General features: G+C 58.3%; 15 protein-coding genes. 6 read left to right on the forward strand and 9 right to left on the reverse strand.

Annotated elements, in window-relative coordinates; all coding sequences use genetic code 11:
- The first annotated feature begins 81 nt into the window (after nucleotides 1-81).
- Genes AC0V6N_RS13235 through AC0V6N_RS13245 form a run of 3 tightly spaced genes read left to right on the forward strand, consistent with a single transcriptional unit; the run spans nucleotide 82 to nucleotide 3,316 of the window.
- Nucleotides 82-1,500 carry an amidohydrolase gene (locus tag AC0V6N_RS13235; RefSeq protein ID WP_486172012.1) on the forward strand — a complete coding sequence of 473 codons (1,419 nt, stop codon included), beginning with the start codon at nucleotides 82-84 and terminating at the stop codon, nucleotides 1,498-1,500.
- Nucleotides 1,497-2,810, forward strand: a complete 1,314-nt coding sequence (locus AC0V6N_RS13240) for an amidohydrolase family protein (RefSeq protein ID WP_486172013.1) — start codon at nucleotides 1,497-1,499, stop codon at nucleotides 2,808-2,810. Before AC0V6N_RS13235 ends, AC0V6N_RS13240 begins: the two co-directional genes overlap by 4 nt.
- A 5-nt stretch (nucleotides 2,811-2,815) precedes the next feature.
- Entirely contained in the window at nucleotides 2,816-3,316 is a 501-nt protein-coding gene (locus tag AC0V6N_RS13245) for an FKBP-type peptidyl-prolyl cis-trans isomerase (RefSeq protein WP_486172014.1), read from the forward strand.
- On the opposite strand, the gene AC0V6N_RS13250 is transcribed toward AC0V6N_RS13245, so the two are convergent.
- Complete coding sequence (locus tag AC0V6N_RS13250; RefSeq protein ID WP_486172015.1) at nucleotides 3,313-3,744, reverse strand: winged helix-turn-helix transcriptional regulator; 432 nt, start codon at nucleotides 3,742-3,744, stop codon at nucleotides 3,313-3,315. The genes AC0V6N_RS13245 and AC0V6N_RS13250 overlap by 4 nt on opposite strands.
- Between AC0V6N_RS13250 and AC0V6N_RS13255 the strand changes: the two genes are divergently transcribed.
- Both AC0V6N_RS13255 and AC0V6N_RS13260 read left to right on the forward strand, forming a co-directional pair.
- Nucleotides 3,743-4,186: a PaaI family thioesterase gene (locus tag AC0V6N_RS13255; protein WP_486172016.1), complete on the forward strand. Its 444-nt coding sequence runs from the start codon at nucleotides 3,743-3,745 to the stop codon at nucleotides 4,184-4,186. The two genes, AC0V6N_RS13250 and AC0V6N_RS13255, sit on opposite strands and share 2 nt — an antisense overlap.
- Before the next feature lie 33 nt (nucleotides 4,187-4,219).
- Complete coding sequence (locus tag AC0V6N_RS13260) at nucleotides 4,220-4,894, forward strand: NnrU family protein (RefSeq protein WP_486172017.1); 675 nt, start codon at nucleotides 4,220-4,222, stop codon at nucleotides 4,892-4,894.
- 10 nt (nucleotides 4,895-4,904) lie between these two features.
- Here the strand turns inward: AC0V6N_RS13260 and AC0V6N_RS13265 are convergent, their stop codons facing one another.
- Nucleotides 4,905-5,696, reverse strand: a complete 792-nt coding sequence (locus AC0V6N_RS13265; RefSeq protein ID WP_486172018.1) for an alpha/beta hydrolase — start codon at nucleotides 5,694-5,696, stop codon at nucleotides 4,905-4,907.
- 237 nt (nucleotides 5,697-5,933) lie between these two features.
- Here AC0V6N_RS13265 and AC0V6N_RS13270 point away from each other — a divergent pair, with 237 nt between their 5' ends.
- Nucleotides 5,934-6,986 carry an MlaA family lipoprotein gene (locus tag AC0V6N_RS13270; RefSeq protein ID WP_486172019.1) on the forward strand — a complete coding sequence of 351 codons (1,053 nt, stop codon included), beginning with the start codon at nucleotides 5,934-5,936 and terminating at the stop codon, nucleotides 6,984-6,986.
- 15 nt (nucleotides 6,987-7,001) lie between these two features.
- On the opposite strand, the gene dxs is transcribed toward AC0V6N_RS13270, so the two are convergent.
- The 7 genes from dxs to rpe form a co-directional block, all read right to left on the reverse strand.
- On the reverse strand, nucleotides 7,002-8,924 hold the full coding sequence (gene dxs, locus AC0V6N_RS13275) for a 1-deoxy-D-xylulose-5-phosphate synthase (protein WP_486172020.1): 1,923 nt from the start codon (nucleotides 8,922-8,924) through the stop codon (nucleotides 7,002-7,004).
- Between the two features lie 136 nt (nucleotides 8,925-9,060).
- Complete coding sequence (locus AC0V6N_RS13280; protein WP_486172021.1) at nucleotides 9,061-9,528, reverse strand: Fur family transcriptional regulator; 468 nt, start codon at nucleotides 9,526-9,528, stop codon at nucleotides 9,061-9,063.
- Between the two features lie 50 nt (nucleotides 9,529-9,578).
- Nucleotides 9,579-10,256 (reverse strand): peptide-methionine (S)-S-oxide reductase MsrA, encoded by a 678-nt coding sequence (gene msrA / locus AC0V6N_RS13285; protein WP_486172022.1) that lies wholly within the window; start codon nucleotides 10,254-10,256, stop codon nucleotides 9,579-9,581.
- Complete coding sequence (locus tag AC0V6N_RS13290; RefSeq protein ID WP_486172023.1) at nucleotides 10,257-10,445, reverse strand: hypothetical protein; 189 nt, start codon at nucleotides 10,443-10,445, stop codon at nucleotides 10,257-10,259.
- Between the two features lie 261 nt (nucleotides 10,446-10,706).
- Nucleotides 10,707-12,329: a bifunctional phosphoribosylaminoimidazolecarboxamide formyltransferase/IMP cyclohydrolase gene (purH, locus tag AC0V6N_RS13295; protein ID WP_486172024.1), complete on the reverse strand. Its 1,623-nt coding sequence runs from the start codon at nucleotides 12,327-12,329 to the stop codon at nucleotides 10,707-10,709.
- An 8-nt stretch (nucleotides 12,330-12,337) separates the two neighbouring features.
- A complete protein-coding gene (locus AC0V6N_RS13300; protein WP_486172025.1) occupies nucleotides 12,338-14,215 on the reverse strand; it encodes a heparinase II/III family protein in 1,878 nt (625 codons plus the stop codon).
- Entirely contained in the window at nucleotides 14,216-14,893 is a 678-nt protein-coding gene (gene rpe / locus AC0V6N_RS13305) for a ribulose-phosphate 3-epimerase (RefSeq protein ID WP_486172026.1), read from the reverse strand.
- Between the last annotated feature and the right edge of the window lie 13 nt (nucleotides 14,894-14,906).

The raw sequence follows: 14,906 nt of genomic DNA on the forward strand, positions 1-14,906 counted from the left end.
AGCCGCTCGTCCAAACGCGCTGGACAAGCCCCTGATTTCCCGGCAAGCATCATGCTTTCTCGGGCAATCAGGGGACCAGCGATGTCGTTGAATTGGGCTAAGTTTCACTCAGGCAAACGGGGCGCTGGCATTGCCCTGCTAACAAGCGCATTGGCGCTCGCAGCGTGTGCGACGACCGGCACAGCTAATGCTTCTTCCGACGATGACGCACCGCGCTACGCGGCGATCACCGAAGCCGACAAGCCCTTCCCTTCGACCTATAATCGCTACCCGGGCAGGCCAACGGCTCTAGTCGGTGCCACAGTCTATGATGGCGCTGGCGGAATGATCGAAGGCGGCACGGTGCTGTTTCGTGACGGCGAAGTGGTAGCAGTAGGCGGGAGCGACCTGTCGACTGAAGGCTATGACGTCATCGATGGCTCGGGCAAATTCGTAACGCCGGGCATCATCGACATTCACTCCCACCTTGGCGACTATCCCACACCTAGCGTGCAAGCGCATAGTGACGGCAACGAAGCGACCAGCCCAACCACGCCTGAGGTTTGGGCAGAGCATTCGGTCTGGCCGCAAGATCCCGGTTTCAGCCGCGCTCTCGCCAATGGCGGTGTGACGAGCCTCCAAATTCTGCCCGGTTCAGCTAACCTCATGGGTGGGCGCACGGTTACTCTCAAAAACGTCCCCAGCCGCACGGTTCAGGGCATGAAATTCCCCGGCGCGCCATATGGCTTTAAGATGGCCTGCGGTGAAAATCCAAAGCGGGTTTATGGCGGGCGCGGGCGTGCTCCTTCGACCCGGATGGGCAACTTTGCCTATAATCGCCAGACATGGCTCGACGCGATTGACTACGCCAATAACGAAGATGCCGATCGTGACCTTGCGAAGGAAACGCTGGTTGGAGTGCTCGACGGTGAGATCCTCGTTCACAACCATTGCTACCGCGCTGATGAAATGGCGCTAGTGATGGATATGGCCAAGGAGATGGGATACCGCGTCACCGCCTTCCACCACGCAGTTGAAGCTTACAAAATTGGCGATCTGTTGCGCGAAAACGAAGTGTGCAGCGCGATCTGGGCCGATTGGTACGGCTTTAAGATGGAGGCTTATGACGGCATCCTCGAAAACGCGGCTTTGCTGCAACAAGCTGGTGCCTGCGTTGTCATCCACTCGGACAGCGAAAATGACATTCAACGGCTCAACCAAGAAGCTGCCAAAGCGCAGGCTGCGGGGCTTCGCATGGGAATTGAGCTTGCCGATGCCGATGTGATTAGCTGGATCACTCTCAACGCGGCAAAGGCGATGGGTATTGATGAGATGACCGGAAGCCTTGAACCGGGCAAGATGGCCGATGTCGTCTTGTGGAATGGCGATCCGCTGAGCGTCTATTCCCGTCCTGAACGGGTCTGGGTCGATGGCGCATTGCTGTATGATGCCAATGATCGCAGGCGCAGGCCGGTGAGTGATTTTGAGCTTGGCCAACCCGGTGAAGGAGACGTGAAATGAAGCGCCTTCTAACACTCGCTGTTTCAGCACTGGCTCTAAGCGCAGTCCCTGCTTCCGCTCAAGACTTGGTGATTGTCAATGCAACCCTCGCCACAGGTGATGGTAGCGATCCGATTGCCGACGGGGTGGTCATGGTCGAAGACGGCAAGGTCGTCTACGCAGGCGTCGCGGATGGTCGCTCGTTTGAAACCGACCAAGTGATCGATGCAGGTGATGCCTATGTCACCCCCGGATTGTTCGCGACTGTTACGACGCTCGGACTATGGGACGTGGGCGCGGTTAGCGAAAGCAATGACACACGCGCTGGCGGCGCTCCGTTTAGCGCGGCGCTTGATTCAGCCCCGATAGTGAACCCGAGCTCTCAGAACATCTTGGTCCACCGAGCCGCGGGGATTACCCGCGCGGCCACATCAATGGTGCCATCGGGTTCTATTTTTGCTGGCCAAGGCGCGATCATTGATCTGGACGGCGACACCAATCCGATCATGCGCGAACGCGCCTTCCAGATGGTCGATTTGGGCGAAGGCGGAGCTCGCCGTGCAGGCGGAAGCCGGGCGGCGGCCTATGTGCTTTTCAGAGCCGCCTTGCGCGAAGCACAGGCTCTAGCTGGCAGAACAGGCACACCCCAGACTACAGAAATCGGCAATGATGGTGAAGTGATGCTGAGCCGCTTCGACGCCGAAGCTTTGGTTCCGGTCGTGAGCGGCAGACAACCGCTTTATGTTGCTGTCGAACGCGCCTCCGATATCCGCTCCGTCCTTGCCCTTCGCGAAGATTTCCCACGGCTCGACATGGTGCTCGTGGGCGCTGGTGAAGGGTGGCTTGTTGCCGATGCTATCGCCGCAGCCGGTGTGCCAGTGATTGCCGATGCGCTTGATGATTTGCCCGAAAGCTTTGAAGTGCTGGCCGCTACGCAAAGCAATATTGGCCGCATGAAGCGCGCGGGTGTGACGGTCGCCATCAGCGCCAATTCTGGCACAAATCCGCGCAATATGAATCAGGCCGCAGGCAATCTGGTTGCAATCAGCAAGCTTCCCGGTGCGTCTGGCCTCAGCTGGGGTGAGGCTTTCGCTGCGATCAGTTCTGTGCCCGCCGCAATCAGCGGTTATGACGGCCAAGCAGGGGTGCTGGCCCCCGGCGCGATGGGCGATGTGGTGATCTGGGATGGCGACCCATTGGAAGTCGGATCGGTGCCAACGCAGATCTTTATTGGCGGGGTCGAACAATCGCTCGAAAGCCATCAAAGCCGCCTGCGCGAACGATATCGCGACCTTGATGAAAGCGATCTGCCGAAGGCGTATGATTGGTGATGAGAGTGTTGCACAAATCCTCCGTTATGGCTTTGCTATTGGCCGCCACCCCAGCGGTCGCGCAGGACGTAGAGACAGGCGAAGCCACAACGCCAAGCGCTGAAGAGCAACGCACTTACCTCAACGCCCAACAGGCCTATCTCTCCGGCCTCATGGCCAGCGATGGCTGGTACACGATGGAGGGCGGCCTGCGTTGGCGCTACATCGAGTATCTCGGGCAAGGCGAGCAGCCGACGGCCGCCGACAGAGTAACCGTCCATTACGAAGGCACATTCATCGATGGCGAAGTGTTCGACAGCTCTTACGAGCGGGAAGCTCCTGCAACATTTCCGTTGAGCGGCCTGATCACCGCATGGGAAATGGCCATCCCACAGATGCGCGTGGGCGAAACCATCGAACTCGCCGCACCTGCAAGTCTGGCTTACGGACCGCGAGGCCGGGGGCCGATACCGGGCGGCGCGACTTTGCTTTTCAAGGTCGAACTGATTTCAATCGAAGGACGTTAGCCGAATTTGGCGGACCAATCCTGGCTGGCTTCGCCCGGTTCGAAGAGGTGCTGCGCCCCCCATTTCGCCATTTCGGCATAGAGCGGGATGAGCGCTCGCGCCGCCTCGGTTGGGCGGTAGGCGGCGCGTTTTCCTTCGGGCGGTTCGCGAACCAGCAACCCGGCATCTTGAAGAATACCGAGACGCGACGTTAGGGCGGCACGATTGATGCCGAGCCGATCGACAAACTCCTCAAACCGCTCAGCACCCAAAAACGCCTCTCTCAGGATCAGCAATATCCAACGATCCCCCAACACGCGCGCGGCCCGGCTTACTGGGCAAGGCGAACGGGAGGCTTGGTAGGTTTTCATAGGTCTGCATATCAGACTTGTCAGGAGGAATGGCAAGGGCCATAAAGTCTGCGAATCAGACTTAAAGGAAATCACCATGCCGCAATCCCGTTTCGACAGCCCCGAAGCCTCGCTCGATTACATGCGCCGTGTGGCCGTGGCGGGATCAGGCTTTTCCAATTGGCTCAATGTAGAACCGCTCTTGGTATGGGAGGGGCAAAGCGAGCTGCTGCTCGAATTGAGGCCAGAAATGACCCAACATCACGGCTTTGCTCACGGCGCGATTGTCGGTCTGATGGCGGACAATGCCTGTGCATGGGCGGGCGCATCCGTGGTCGGCGATGTCGTCACAGGCAATTACACAATCAACTTTCTACGCCCAGCCAAAGCTGCGCGACTGCGCGCCAAGGGTGCCGTAGTCAAAGCGGGAAAGCGGCAAGTCGTTGTTCGTGCAGATGTTTGGGCGGAAGATGCGGATCAAGACCAAAGCCATGTGGCAACCGCGCAGGCAACCATCATTCCGACTGGCCTGAAATCGTAGGTTTTTGACCGCGAGGGTGCTAGTCTTGCGGGTATGAGCGGGATCATCATAAACCTCGTCGCGGCCAATGCGGCCTTTGTCGGCACCCACTTCCTCATGTCTCATACATTGCGAAAATCGATGGTCGGCATGCTTGGAAATCTAGGCTTTCAAATCGCCTATTCGATTGTCAGCCTGGCGACATTGTTCTGGGTCTATCTAGCATTCAAGGCGGCCCCTGCATCGGACCTTGTGGGGACAGGGCAAATTGGGTGGGCGATTGCGACCGTGATCACCTTTCCCGCCATGGTGTTGTTTGCCGGTTCCTTGATCGGCAATCCCGCGATGCCGACACCCAAGGCCGAAGAGCGGGCCCGTGCCGCGCCCAAGGGCGTTTTCAATATCACTCGTCATCCGATGATGTGGGGATTTGCACTTTGGGCGCTTTCGCATATCATCTTGTGGTGGAGCGTACGCACGCTGATCGTCGCGCTAGCCATCGGCATATTGGCGCTGGTCGGATCAAAACTTCAGGACGCCAAAAAGCGCGAGCAAATGGGTGAGGCTTGGCAAGCGTGGGAAAGCCAGACCAGCTATTGGCCGCAACTTTCTGGTTTCGCAAAAGCGGGCGCGCTGCCATGGACGCTGGGGCTTATTTTCTTCATCTTCTTTAGCTGGCTGCACATGCCATTGGGCGGCATCCCGGCAGGGTTCTGGCGATGGTTTTAGGCGCTGAGCGCTAGAACCCCTGCTCCGTTAGCCATTGAAGCTGCGCGTCTTGCGCCTCTTGCCAATAGCTCAAATCATGGCCCGCGCCGGGAAAGGCGATAAACGTCGTCGCAGGATTAGAGTGCGATAGCCTCTTCCCAATTTCGAACGGCACCACATTGTCTGCGTCACCATGCAGCATCAAAATCGGAGCCTCGATTTCGGGCAATTTCTCGGCATTTTCAAAACGGTGCTGCAAGAGTAAGCGCACTGGAAACAGCGGCGCTGCGTCCACTGCGACATCAGTCAGGCTCGAAAAGGCCGAGACTAGCATCAAGGCGGCCGGATCGAACTCTGTCGCCATTTGGACAGCGGTGCCCGATCCGATGGAGTTGCTTGCGATGATAGTGCGCTCAGCATTGATACCTTGCGCATTCAGATATGCCATCGCCGCCCGGCCATCTTTGTAAAAGCCATCCTCTGAGGGCGATCCTGGATTGCCGCCATAGCCCCTGTATGATGCGAGCAGCAGGCCATAACCGGCTGCCGCTAAAGTGCGGGTTTCATTGGCAGAGGCCGCAAGCGATCCTGCATTGCCATGAAACCAAACGACCACAGGCATTTCCCCGGCTGGTGCGCGCCAATGGATTGTAAGGTCCAGCCCATCATCGGTTGTGATCTCGGCGGCTGTAAAGCCGGGCGCTGGCAAATGGCGATCCTGCGGTGCTGGAAAGATAAAACGCGTCTGAAACACAAACAGAATCGCCAAAGCCACCAAATAGGCGGTCGCGGTGAAGACCAAAATGCGTGTCAGCCAGATCATTCTTGCACCGCTCTTTCGCTCAATTTCATGTCCATTCGCCGCACTTCGCGCACTGACGGCCCCGTTCCCCCTCGCATCTTTGGAGGGCGCTCATCAACACTATGCAACACGGTGTCGCATCAGGCACGGGCAAGGGCCCTTCACTATAGGTCCAGCTCGACCCAAGTATAGGTAACCAATCGGAATTCTCTGTCATCAATGCTATTTCGTATTGTGACGGTTGGCAGGAGTATTTGAATGCCACACGCCGCATTGATGGTGATGGGATCGCCCATGTTGCTGGGGCCCTTACCGCCAGCGCCCATTGCACAAGTTCATACGACTGCACCGATCGTTGCCGGATCGGCTACCTCAGCAGCGGGCCACGCACTAATGCCGCTCAGTTGGTCTCTAACTAGCTCGCAAGAACCACCCCTGTCTGAGGACCCTGCGCAAGATCCGGATGATCCGGTCACTGACGATAATACCGACAATGAAATCGTAGTTGAAGGTTCGTACGGTCCACCCGAGAGCGATCCGGTCGCCGAGTTTAATGAGACCAGCTATCGCATCACGCAGGATTTGGATGAGGTCTTCCTTGAACCCGTCGCCTATGCCTATCGCGACGGTCTGCCCGACCCTCTGCGAGACGGTTTGGGCAATGTCGTTCGCAATTTGAGCGAGCCTGCCAACTTCCTCAATTTCCTTCTGCAGCTGAAAATCGGCGATGCGGTCGAGACACTCGGTCGCTTTGCTATCAATTCGACGCTGGGTCTGGGCGGGCTGATCGACATTGCCGAAAAGCCCGGGATTAACCTGCCCTATCGCCGCAATGGCTTTGCAAATACGCTGGGATACTATGGGGTGGAGCCCGGAGCCTATCTCTATCTACCGATAACAGGTGCAACAACGGTGCGCGATCTGGTTGGAAACTCGCTCGATCAGCTGGTGCTGCCAACCGCTGTTGGCCAACCTTTCAACACGCCTGAATATGCCGTTCCCTACTTCGTGATCAGCAATCTGGATGCCCGGCTCGAAGTCGATGAGGAACTTGGGCGGCTGGAAAACACGGTCGACCCCTACGCCGCCCGGCGCGATACATACCTTGCACGGCGCGAGCGCGAAATAGCACTGCTGCGCGGTGAAGAACCACCAGAGCCCCCTGCTATCTTGCAAGAGATTGAGGAGGGGTTGGACGCGTTAGATGAGGAGGGTGATGCCACAGCAGAGGACCATGAGCCGGCTCAACAACCGGACACAAGCCTTTCGCAGGTGGTCACGATTACCGTCCCCGCCAACTCATCTGAGTAGCGCGTGAAGCGTGGCCTAGGCCCGCGCTTCTTCCACATTGGCTGAATTGTGCTTCAATGCTTTAAGCACCGTGTCGACGATTTGCGGAGCGTTTAGGCCAGCCTCTTCGTATTGCTTGTCCGGCGAATCCTGATCTTGGAAGGCATCGGGCAGGCGCATTGTGCGAACTTTCAGCCCAGCATCGGTTAGCCCTTCGTCGCTGGCGTAAGTCAGCACATGCGCGCCAAGACCGCCAATCGCGCCCTCTTCGACGGTCACAACCACTTCGTGGTCGCGCATCAGGCGGGCAATGAGGTCTTGGTCGAGTGGCTTCGCAAAACGCAGGTCAGCCACGGTTGTAGAAAGCCCCTTTGCCTCAAGCGTGTCGGCTGCCTTTTTGGCCTCTTCAAGCCGCGCACCAAGCGACAGGATCGCAACTTTGGACCCCTCGCGCACAACGCGGCCCTTGCCGATTTCCAGCTTTTCAAGCGTTTCAGGGATGGGAACGCCGGTGCCACTGCCACGCGGATAGCGGAAAGCGATAGGGCCATCGTCATATTCGGCCGCGGTGTAGGTCATATTGGCCAGCTCAGCTTCGTCAGCTGCGGCCATCACCACCATGTTCGGCAGCGTCGCAAGATAGGCGATGTCGAACGCGCCAGCATGCGTGCAACCATCGGCCCCAACCAGACCAGCCCGGTCAATCGCAAAGCGTACCGGCAGGTTCTGGATCGCAACATCATGCACCACTTGGTCATAGGCGCGCTGAAGGAATGTTGAATAAATTGCCGCGAAGGGACGCATGCCTTGCGCGGCCAACCCGGCTGCGAACGTCACGCCGTGCTGTTCGGCAATGCCAACATCAAAACTGCGATCAGGATGCGCCTGAGAGAACCGGTCCACACCGGTGCCCGACGGCATCGCTGCTGTAATCGCGCAGATGCGGCTGTCGGTTTCGGCAAGTTTTGCCAGCGTATCGCCAAACACGTTCTGATAGGCCGGCGGTCCGGCAGACCCTTTCTGCTTTTCGCCTGTCACAACGTTAAACTTGGGCACGCCGTGATATTTGTCGGCGCTTTCCTCAGCAGGTTTGTAGCCCTTACCCTTGGTCGTTACGACATGGATCAGCACGGGCCCTTCAGATGTGTCGCGCACATTTTCAAGCACCGGGATCAGGTGGTCGAGATTGTGACCATCGATTGGGCCGACATAATAGAAACCAAGCTCTTCAAACAGAGTGCCGCCGGTCACCATGCCGCGCGTATACTCTTCGGCCTTGCGCATACCTTCATGCATGCGGCGGCTCATCTTCTTTACCGCTTTAGAGGCGAGCGAGCGCAGCCCCAGATATTCAGAAGACGACACCATCCGCGCGAGATAGGCGGACAATCCGCCCACCGGCGGCGCGATCGACATGTCATTGTCATTAAGGATTACGACCAGGCGATTGCCCGCTTGGGCCGCGTTGTTCATCGCCTCATAGGCCATACCAGCGCTCATCGCGCCGTCGCCGATCACAGCAATCCCGCGGCCGGGCTGATCGTTCATTTTGTTGGCCATGGCAAAGCCAAGCGCCGCTGAGATAGACGTTGACGAATGCGCCGCACCGAAAGGATCATATTCGCTTTCAGCACGCTTGGTGAAGCCCGAAAGCCCGCCGCCTTGACGCAAAGTGCGGATGCGGTCACGGCGCCCGGTCAGAATTTTGTGCGGATAGCATTGGTGGCCCACATCCCAAATCAGGCGATCATCGGGTGTGTTGAAGACATAGTGGATTGCAACAGTCAGCTCGACAACACCCAGACCCGATCCCAAATGCCCGCCAGATACGCTGACCGCATCGATCATTTCGGCGCGCAATTCATCGGACAATTGCCGCAATTGCTCAGGCTTGAGTTGGCGAAGCTCGTCGGGCGTTGGGACCGTATCGAGCAGCGGTGTTTCTGGTGGTAGACTCATAAGAAAAAGCCCTACACCTTTGAAACTGAACTGTCGATAAACGCTTTATCGCAACTGAAGCACGGCTCACCGGCGTTTAGTCGCGTGCTTGTGACATTTTGCAATGTCAGACTGACTTGACGGTATTAAACTTGCGTCACGCGCAAGTGCTGCACAACCCCCGAATCTCCAAGACTGGTCGCTCTGCCTGAAAGTTGCGCGCATCGGCTAAAGCGCGAACTGAGCGGCTCACAGCCTCATCATCGACATGCTTCGCCTCGCCGCATTCATCGCAAACGAGGAAAATGCAGTCATGCTCACAACCCGGGTGAGAATTGGCGAGATAGGCGTTTGAGCTTTCGACCCGCATCGCCAAATTTTTGGCCACAAACAGGTCGAGAATGCGGTAGATTGAGTTGGGCGCGACCCGTTTGCCGCGTGCGCGCGACAGATTATCGGCAATGTCATAGGCAGAGGCAGGGCGTTCGTGCTGCGCCAATTCGGCAAACACCGCTTCGCGCATGCTAGTCCATTGTTCGCCACCCTCAACCAAGGCAGCGCGTGCCGCCTCGATCAATTCTTCGCCGGAATGCTCTTTGTGAGCGTGCTGATGCTTTGTCGCCATCCTGCTAATATAGGACGGCGCGCGCGCTTAGGCCAGATGCAGTTCGACAATCAGCCATCGCGCAAGAATTGTGAGCGATAATCGCTTGGGAACATGCGGCGCAATGCGCGGACCTTTGGCGCGTCCCAACGAACAATATATCCGTGACGCGGGTTCTTCGCCATGAAGTCCTGATGGTAGGCCTCGGCGGCGTAGAATGTCCGTTGGTTTTCAATTCGGGTGACGATGGGACGATCCCACACGCCCGAACGGCCCATTTGCGCCAAATAGGCTTGCGCAACGGAGCGTTGTTCAGCGCTGGTGGGGATCAGTGCGCTGCGATAATGCGCGCCCACATCGGGGCCTTGGCGATTGCGAAGGGTTGGGTCCGCAACAACAGAGAAAAAGATGCGCAACAATTCGTCATACCGAATGACATAGGGGTCGTAAGTGATGCGCACCGCCTCTGCATGCTGGGTGCCACCTGCGATGATGCGGTTGTAACTGGCTGTTGCAGCAGAGCCGCCGTGAAAGCCGCTTTCTGCTGATTTTACGCCATTGATGTGGCTGAACACGCCTTCGACGCCCCAGAAACAGCCACCTGCAAAGATTGCCGTTTTCAAACCAGCGCCTTCATTGGCGATGCGTTGAGGAGCGGGGGCATTGACCGGCTCATCAAGCGCGGCAGCCGGAGCCGCCGGGATGGCAAAAGCGAGAGCGGCCGCAGCCAACGCAAAAATGCGCTTCATTTAGAAGTCTCCGATAGGCTCAATCAGAAATTCACCAGCAGGCTGCGGCGCTTCGAGCGGTGTGGCAGCGCGCGCGGGAGATTCCAAACTGACCTCATTTTCACTCACAAATCCTGCACCAACCATCAAAGCGCCAGCGACAAAGCCGATAGCAAAATTGCGGGTGAGGTCAGAGGTGAAGAGGGTCATTTTGTCGTCTCGTAAGTTTGGTTAATTTCGCCTTGAGGCCTCTATAAGCACGGCCGAGTTGCGTGCAGGTTAATAGGTTGCTCAAAATATATTTCGTAAGCGACCTGAGGAAAGTTACGCAGCACACGACAAAAAGATGCTCAAAGCCGAAGGTGAAGCACTCGGCGCGGGGCGCCACAAGGGCGACCGCCCGCACGCAGCGGGCGCAGCTTGTCTGCGCGTCTAGCGAGGAGGCAACCCCGGATGGGGCTGCTCAAGACCTCAATGCCTAAAGTGACGCATCCCGGTGAAGACCATTGCGAGGCCCGCTTCGTCAGCTGCGGCAATAACCTCCTCATCGCGGATCGAACCGCCCGGTTGTATGACGGCCGTTGCGCCCGCTTCTGCGGCGGCGATCAAACCATCAGCAAATGGAAAGAACGCATCAGAGGCAACCGCGCTGCCAACAGTTTTGGCCTCCGCCCACTCATAGGTTTCGGCAGCTTCGCGCGCTTTGATTGCGGCGATGCGGGCTGAATCGCGGCGGTTCATCTGGCCTGCGCCAATGCCAGCGGTAGCGCCATCTTTGGCGTAAACGATGGCGTTGGATTTGACGTGCCGCGCCACTGTCCAGGCAAAGAAGCAGTCCTTAAGCTCTTGCGGGGTAGGTTCACGCTTGGTCACCACTTTCAGGTCGGCTTCGGCCACAGCGCCATTGTCGCGGCTCTGGATCAGCATGCCACCAGCTATGGTCTTCATAAAGAAGCCACCTCGGCGTGGATCAGGCAGAGTGCCACATTCGAGTACGCGCAGATTCTTCTTTTTGGCAAAGACTTCGCGGGCCTCAGCGCTCACCGTGGGCGCGATGATGACTTCAGTAAAGATGCTGGCGATGGCCTCAGCAGTCGCGCCATCCAGCTCAGTATTCACCGCCACGATCCCGCCAAAAGCAGAAACGCTGTCACAATGCAGCGCTTCGTTCCACGCATCGAGCAAGGTCGCGCCCTGGGCCACGCCGCATGGATTGGCGTGTTTAACAATCACGACCGCCGGATCACCACCTGCAAATTCCGCGGCCAGTTCCAGCGCCGCATCGGCATCGTTCAGATTGTTGTAGCTAAGCGCCTTGCCTTGCAACTGCTCGGCCTGCGGCACGCCTTGCGCGCCCGTCACTTGCGGCACGTAAATCGCCGCTGCCTGATGCGGATTTTCGCCATAGCGCAAGGTGTCTTCGCGCTTGAACGCCAGCGGCATCGTGTCAACGAACGGCGTCGCTTTTAGGGCCTCTGCACCCAACGGATTGGTAAAGGCATCGCCAAAGGCAAACCAATTGGCAATCGCGGCGTCATAGGCCGCGGTGCGCGCATAGGCCTTGCCTGCCATGCGGATACGGAACGCATCTGACGTCGCGCCATCATTGGCGTCAAGTTCTTCGAGCAGCTCAGGATAATCCGCCGCGTCGGTCATGATCGTTACGAAGCCGTGGTTCTTGGCGGCGGAGCGCACCATGCTCGGCCCGCCAATATCGATATTCTCGATAATCTCTGCGCGCTCAGCGCCTTTCGCAACTGTCGCCTCGAACGGATAAAGGTTCACCACAACCAGATCGATCGCGCCGATTTCATGCTCTTTCATCGAAGCGACGTGATCATCATTGTCGCGCAACGCCAGCAGGCCACCATGCACTGTGGGATGAAGCGTTTTCACCCGTCCATCCATCATTTCAGGAAAGCCGGTGAGGTCGGAGACATCGCGCACTTCAAGACCCGCGTCGCGCAAAACCCGCGCCGTTCCACCAGTGCTCACCAATTCGACACCGCGCGCCGACAGCGCCTTACCCAGATCTGCCAAACCGCTTTTGTCGGACACTGAAAGGAGCGCCCGTTTGATAGGTGTCGATGTCATGTGTGGTGCTATCCCATTTTCTTAAGGAGCCAGGAGAATTGGCCGCCGCCGCGCGATGTCAGCCCCTCTATCACCAATTGTTCAGTTGCGTGAGGGCGTCCGTCGCCGTCCACCCACAGACTGTCTTCGTTTGAGAGTTTAATCTCGTCTGCGCCTTGAACCTCTGAGCGTATGCGGAATTGCCAGAGTTTGCCATCGGGTGTGAGCAGGCTTGCACCCAGACCGTCATCAGTCACATGCGCCTCGACCCCGCGGCCCAAATGGAACCGGATGGCAAATGCCACCTTGCCGCGTTTCCCCTTGCGCGAAGCAGGGATCAGAATGTCGTCGCCTGACAATTCCGTGCCATCATTGCGCAGCGTCAGAACGCGGCTATGCGTCAGGCCAAAGCGCGAGGCATAGCCATCATGGCTTGCCTCAATCCGCGTCGCCTCACGCCCTTTCGGACTGATGGTGCGGCGTTCGACTTCCACCGTTTCAGCTCCGCGACCCAGTTTCCCGTGAAGCAGAACGGCTGTGGAATTCGCATTGTCGAGGATGAGCGTCGAATGCGCTGCCGATGCGCGCAAGCCTTGTCCGATGCGCACAGGCACTTGCCCGCCTGCAAGCGCGGCTCCCCCGCAATTCACAATCAAGCGCGATGGGCCGTCCGACATCTCGAACGCAAGCGTCGATGCGCACCCGCATCTGGTGTGGCGCGCACGCGGCGGAGGGCCTGCATCAAACTGCACCGTGGTCTTACCACCGCGCATACGTTGATAGCCCCAATTCTGCGGGGCATTGAGCGGGCGTGATCGGACCCCTGTCGCGACTAGCAAGGCCGACAAAGTATCAGCAGAGATAGCGCCCTGCCCCTGCCAATTGCCAAGCGCGCCGTCACCGTGCCGCAGCGCCAAAAGCGGCGGGACGAGCAATTCGCGCATCACCCACAGCGCTTCGGGTGCTTCGCGATCAACCGCTTCATAACACGCGATCAAATCGGTCAGGATGCGGATTGCATCCATTTGCGCGGCGGGACAGCGAGCAAGCGTGCCGCCATCTTCGGCGACCAACTCACCCAATGCGCGGATAAGCGCCGCCTCACCATAGAGCCTGCGCGGCTTTCCTTCAGGCAGCAGCAGACCCGCTGCCGTCACGGCAGCAAACCCGGCCACTTGGCCGAGCCCTGCACCGCTTCGCGCTGCCTTGCGATCAAGCCAGCTTGCCGTTTCCGCGATAGCGTTGAGAAGGCGCGGCTTCAGGTCGCCATCTTGGCCGGCGAGCACCAATGGCGCGTGAACTAGCCAAGCCAGCAAGCGCATTCCGGCATTTTCTGTTTCCCAAGCTGGGCCTTTGCCCGGTGCAGGATTGGCATTCAGCCAAAGGCTCGTAATCCGCTCTGCCGTCGCGGTGCAATCGGCACGCGGCGCGCTGGCGGCAAGATCGGTGAGCCATGAAAAGCTGTGCACCATCCTCTCAATGCCGGGGCTGAGCCGCGCATTGGGGCCGTAGTCAAGCTGACCGATAGGCTGTTTGACGCCATGCGCGATAAAGTGACCTGCGCGCAGAGCAATGCCAGCCGCGCGGTCTCCCGTTATTGGGCTTTCGACAGTGGCAAGCACGCGCGTGGCAGAGGCACGACGGAAGGGTGCAGCCAGTGCGTGGCCGGGCACGCCCATGCGATAGGCCATGCGGATCAACGCTTCACCGGGCCGGGTTCGCGGTGCAATGACGTCCGTCAGCGCAAGCGCTCGCGAATTGTCGATCGGCTCTGCCGGGAATGCCGGCTTTTCTTCTTGGCGCAGCGCCTCTTCACCGCCACCCAAGCCGATGGCGGAGCGATCCGACGTATCGTCCGGCGCGTCCAGCGCTAGCGAATTCTGTTCATCGTCGAACAGGCTGTCCATTTAGGATTCCCCCCCAGGAATATCACCCTTAAGCGCTGCAATATTGGCAGCATAGTGATCCGGCCCACCTTTGAAGGTGGCCGATCCCGCAACCAGCACATCTGCGCCTGCTTCGACACAGAGCTTAGCGGTTTGCGGATTGACGCCGCCATCCACTTCAAGGTGAATATCGCGGCCCGTCGCCTCGATCATTGCGCGAATACGCCGCACTTTATCGAGTTGTGATTGGATGAAGCTCTGACCACCAAAACCGGGATTGACGCTCATCACGAGAACCAGATCAACAAGATCCATCAGATTGTCGAGCACTTCAACTGGCGTGCCGGGATTGATCACTGCGCCCGCTTTCTTGCCCAAAGCACGGATCGCCTGAAGCGTGCGGTGCACATGCGGGCCCGCCTCTGGATGGACGGTGATAATATCCGCGCCTGCCTCGGCAAAAGCCTCCAAATACGGATCGACGGGCGAAATCATGAGATGGACGTCGAAGACCTTGTCGGTGTGCGGACGCAGCGCCTTCACGACATCAGGGCCGATGGTCAAATTGGGCACAAAATGCCCGTCCATCACGTCAATATGCACCCAATCAGCGCCAGCTGCGTCAATCGCGCGCACTTCCTCGCCCAGACGAGCGAAATCAGCTGAGAGAATAGAAGGGGAGATCAGTGGTGCGGGCATCGTTAACCTACGG

This window comes from Erythrobacter sp. S57(2025), assembly GCF_057365055.1.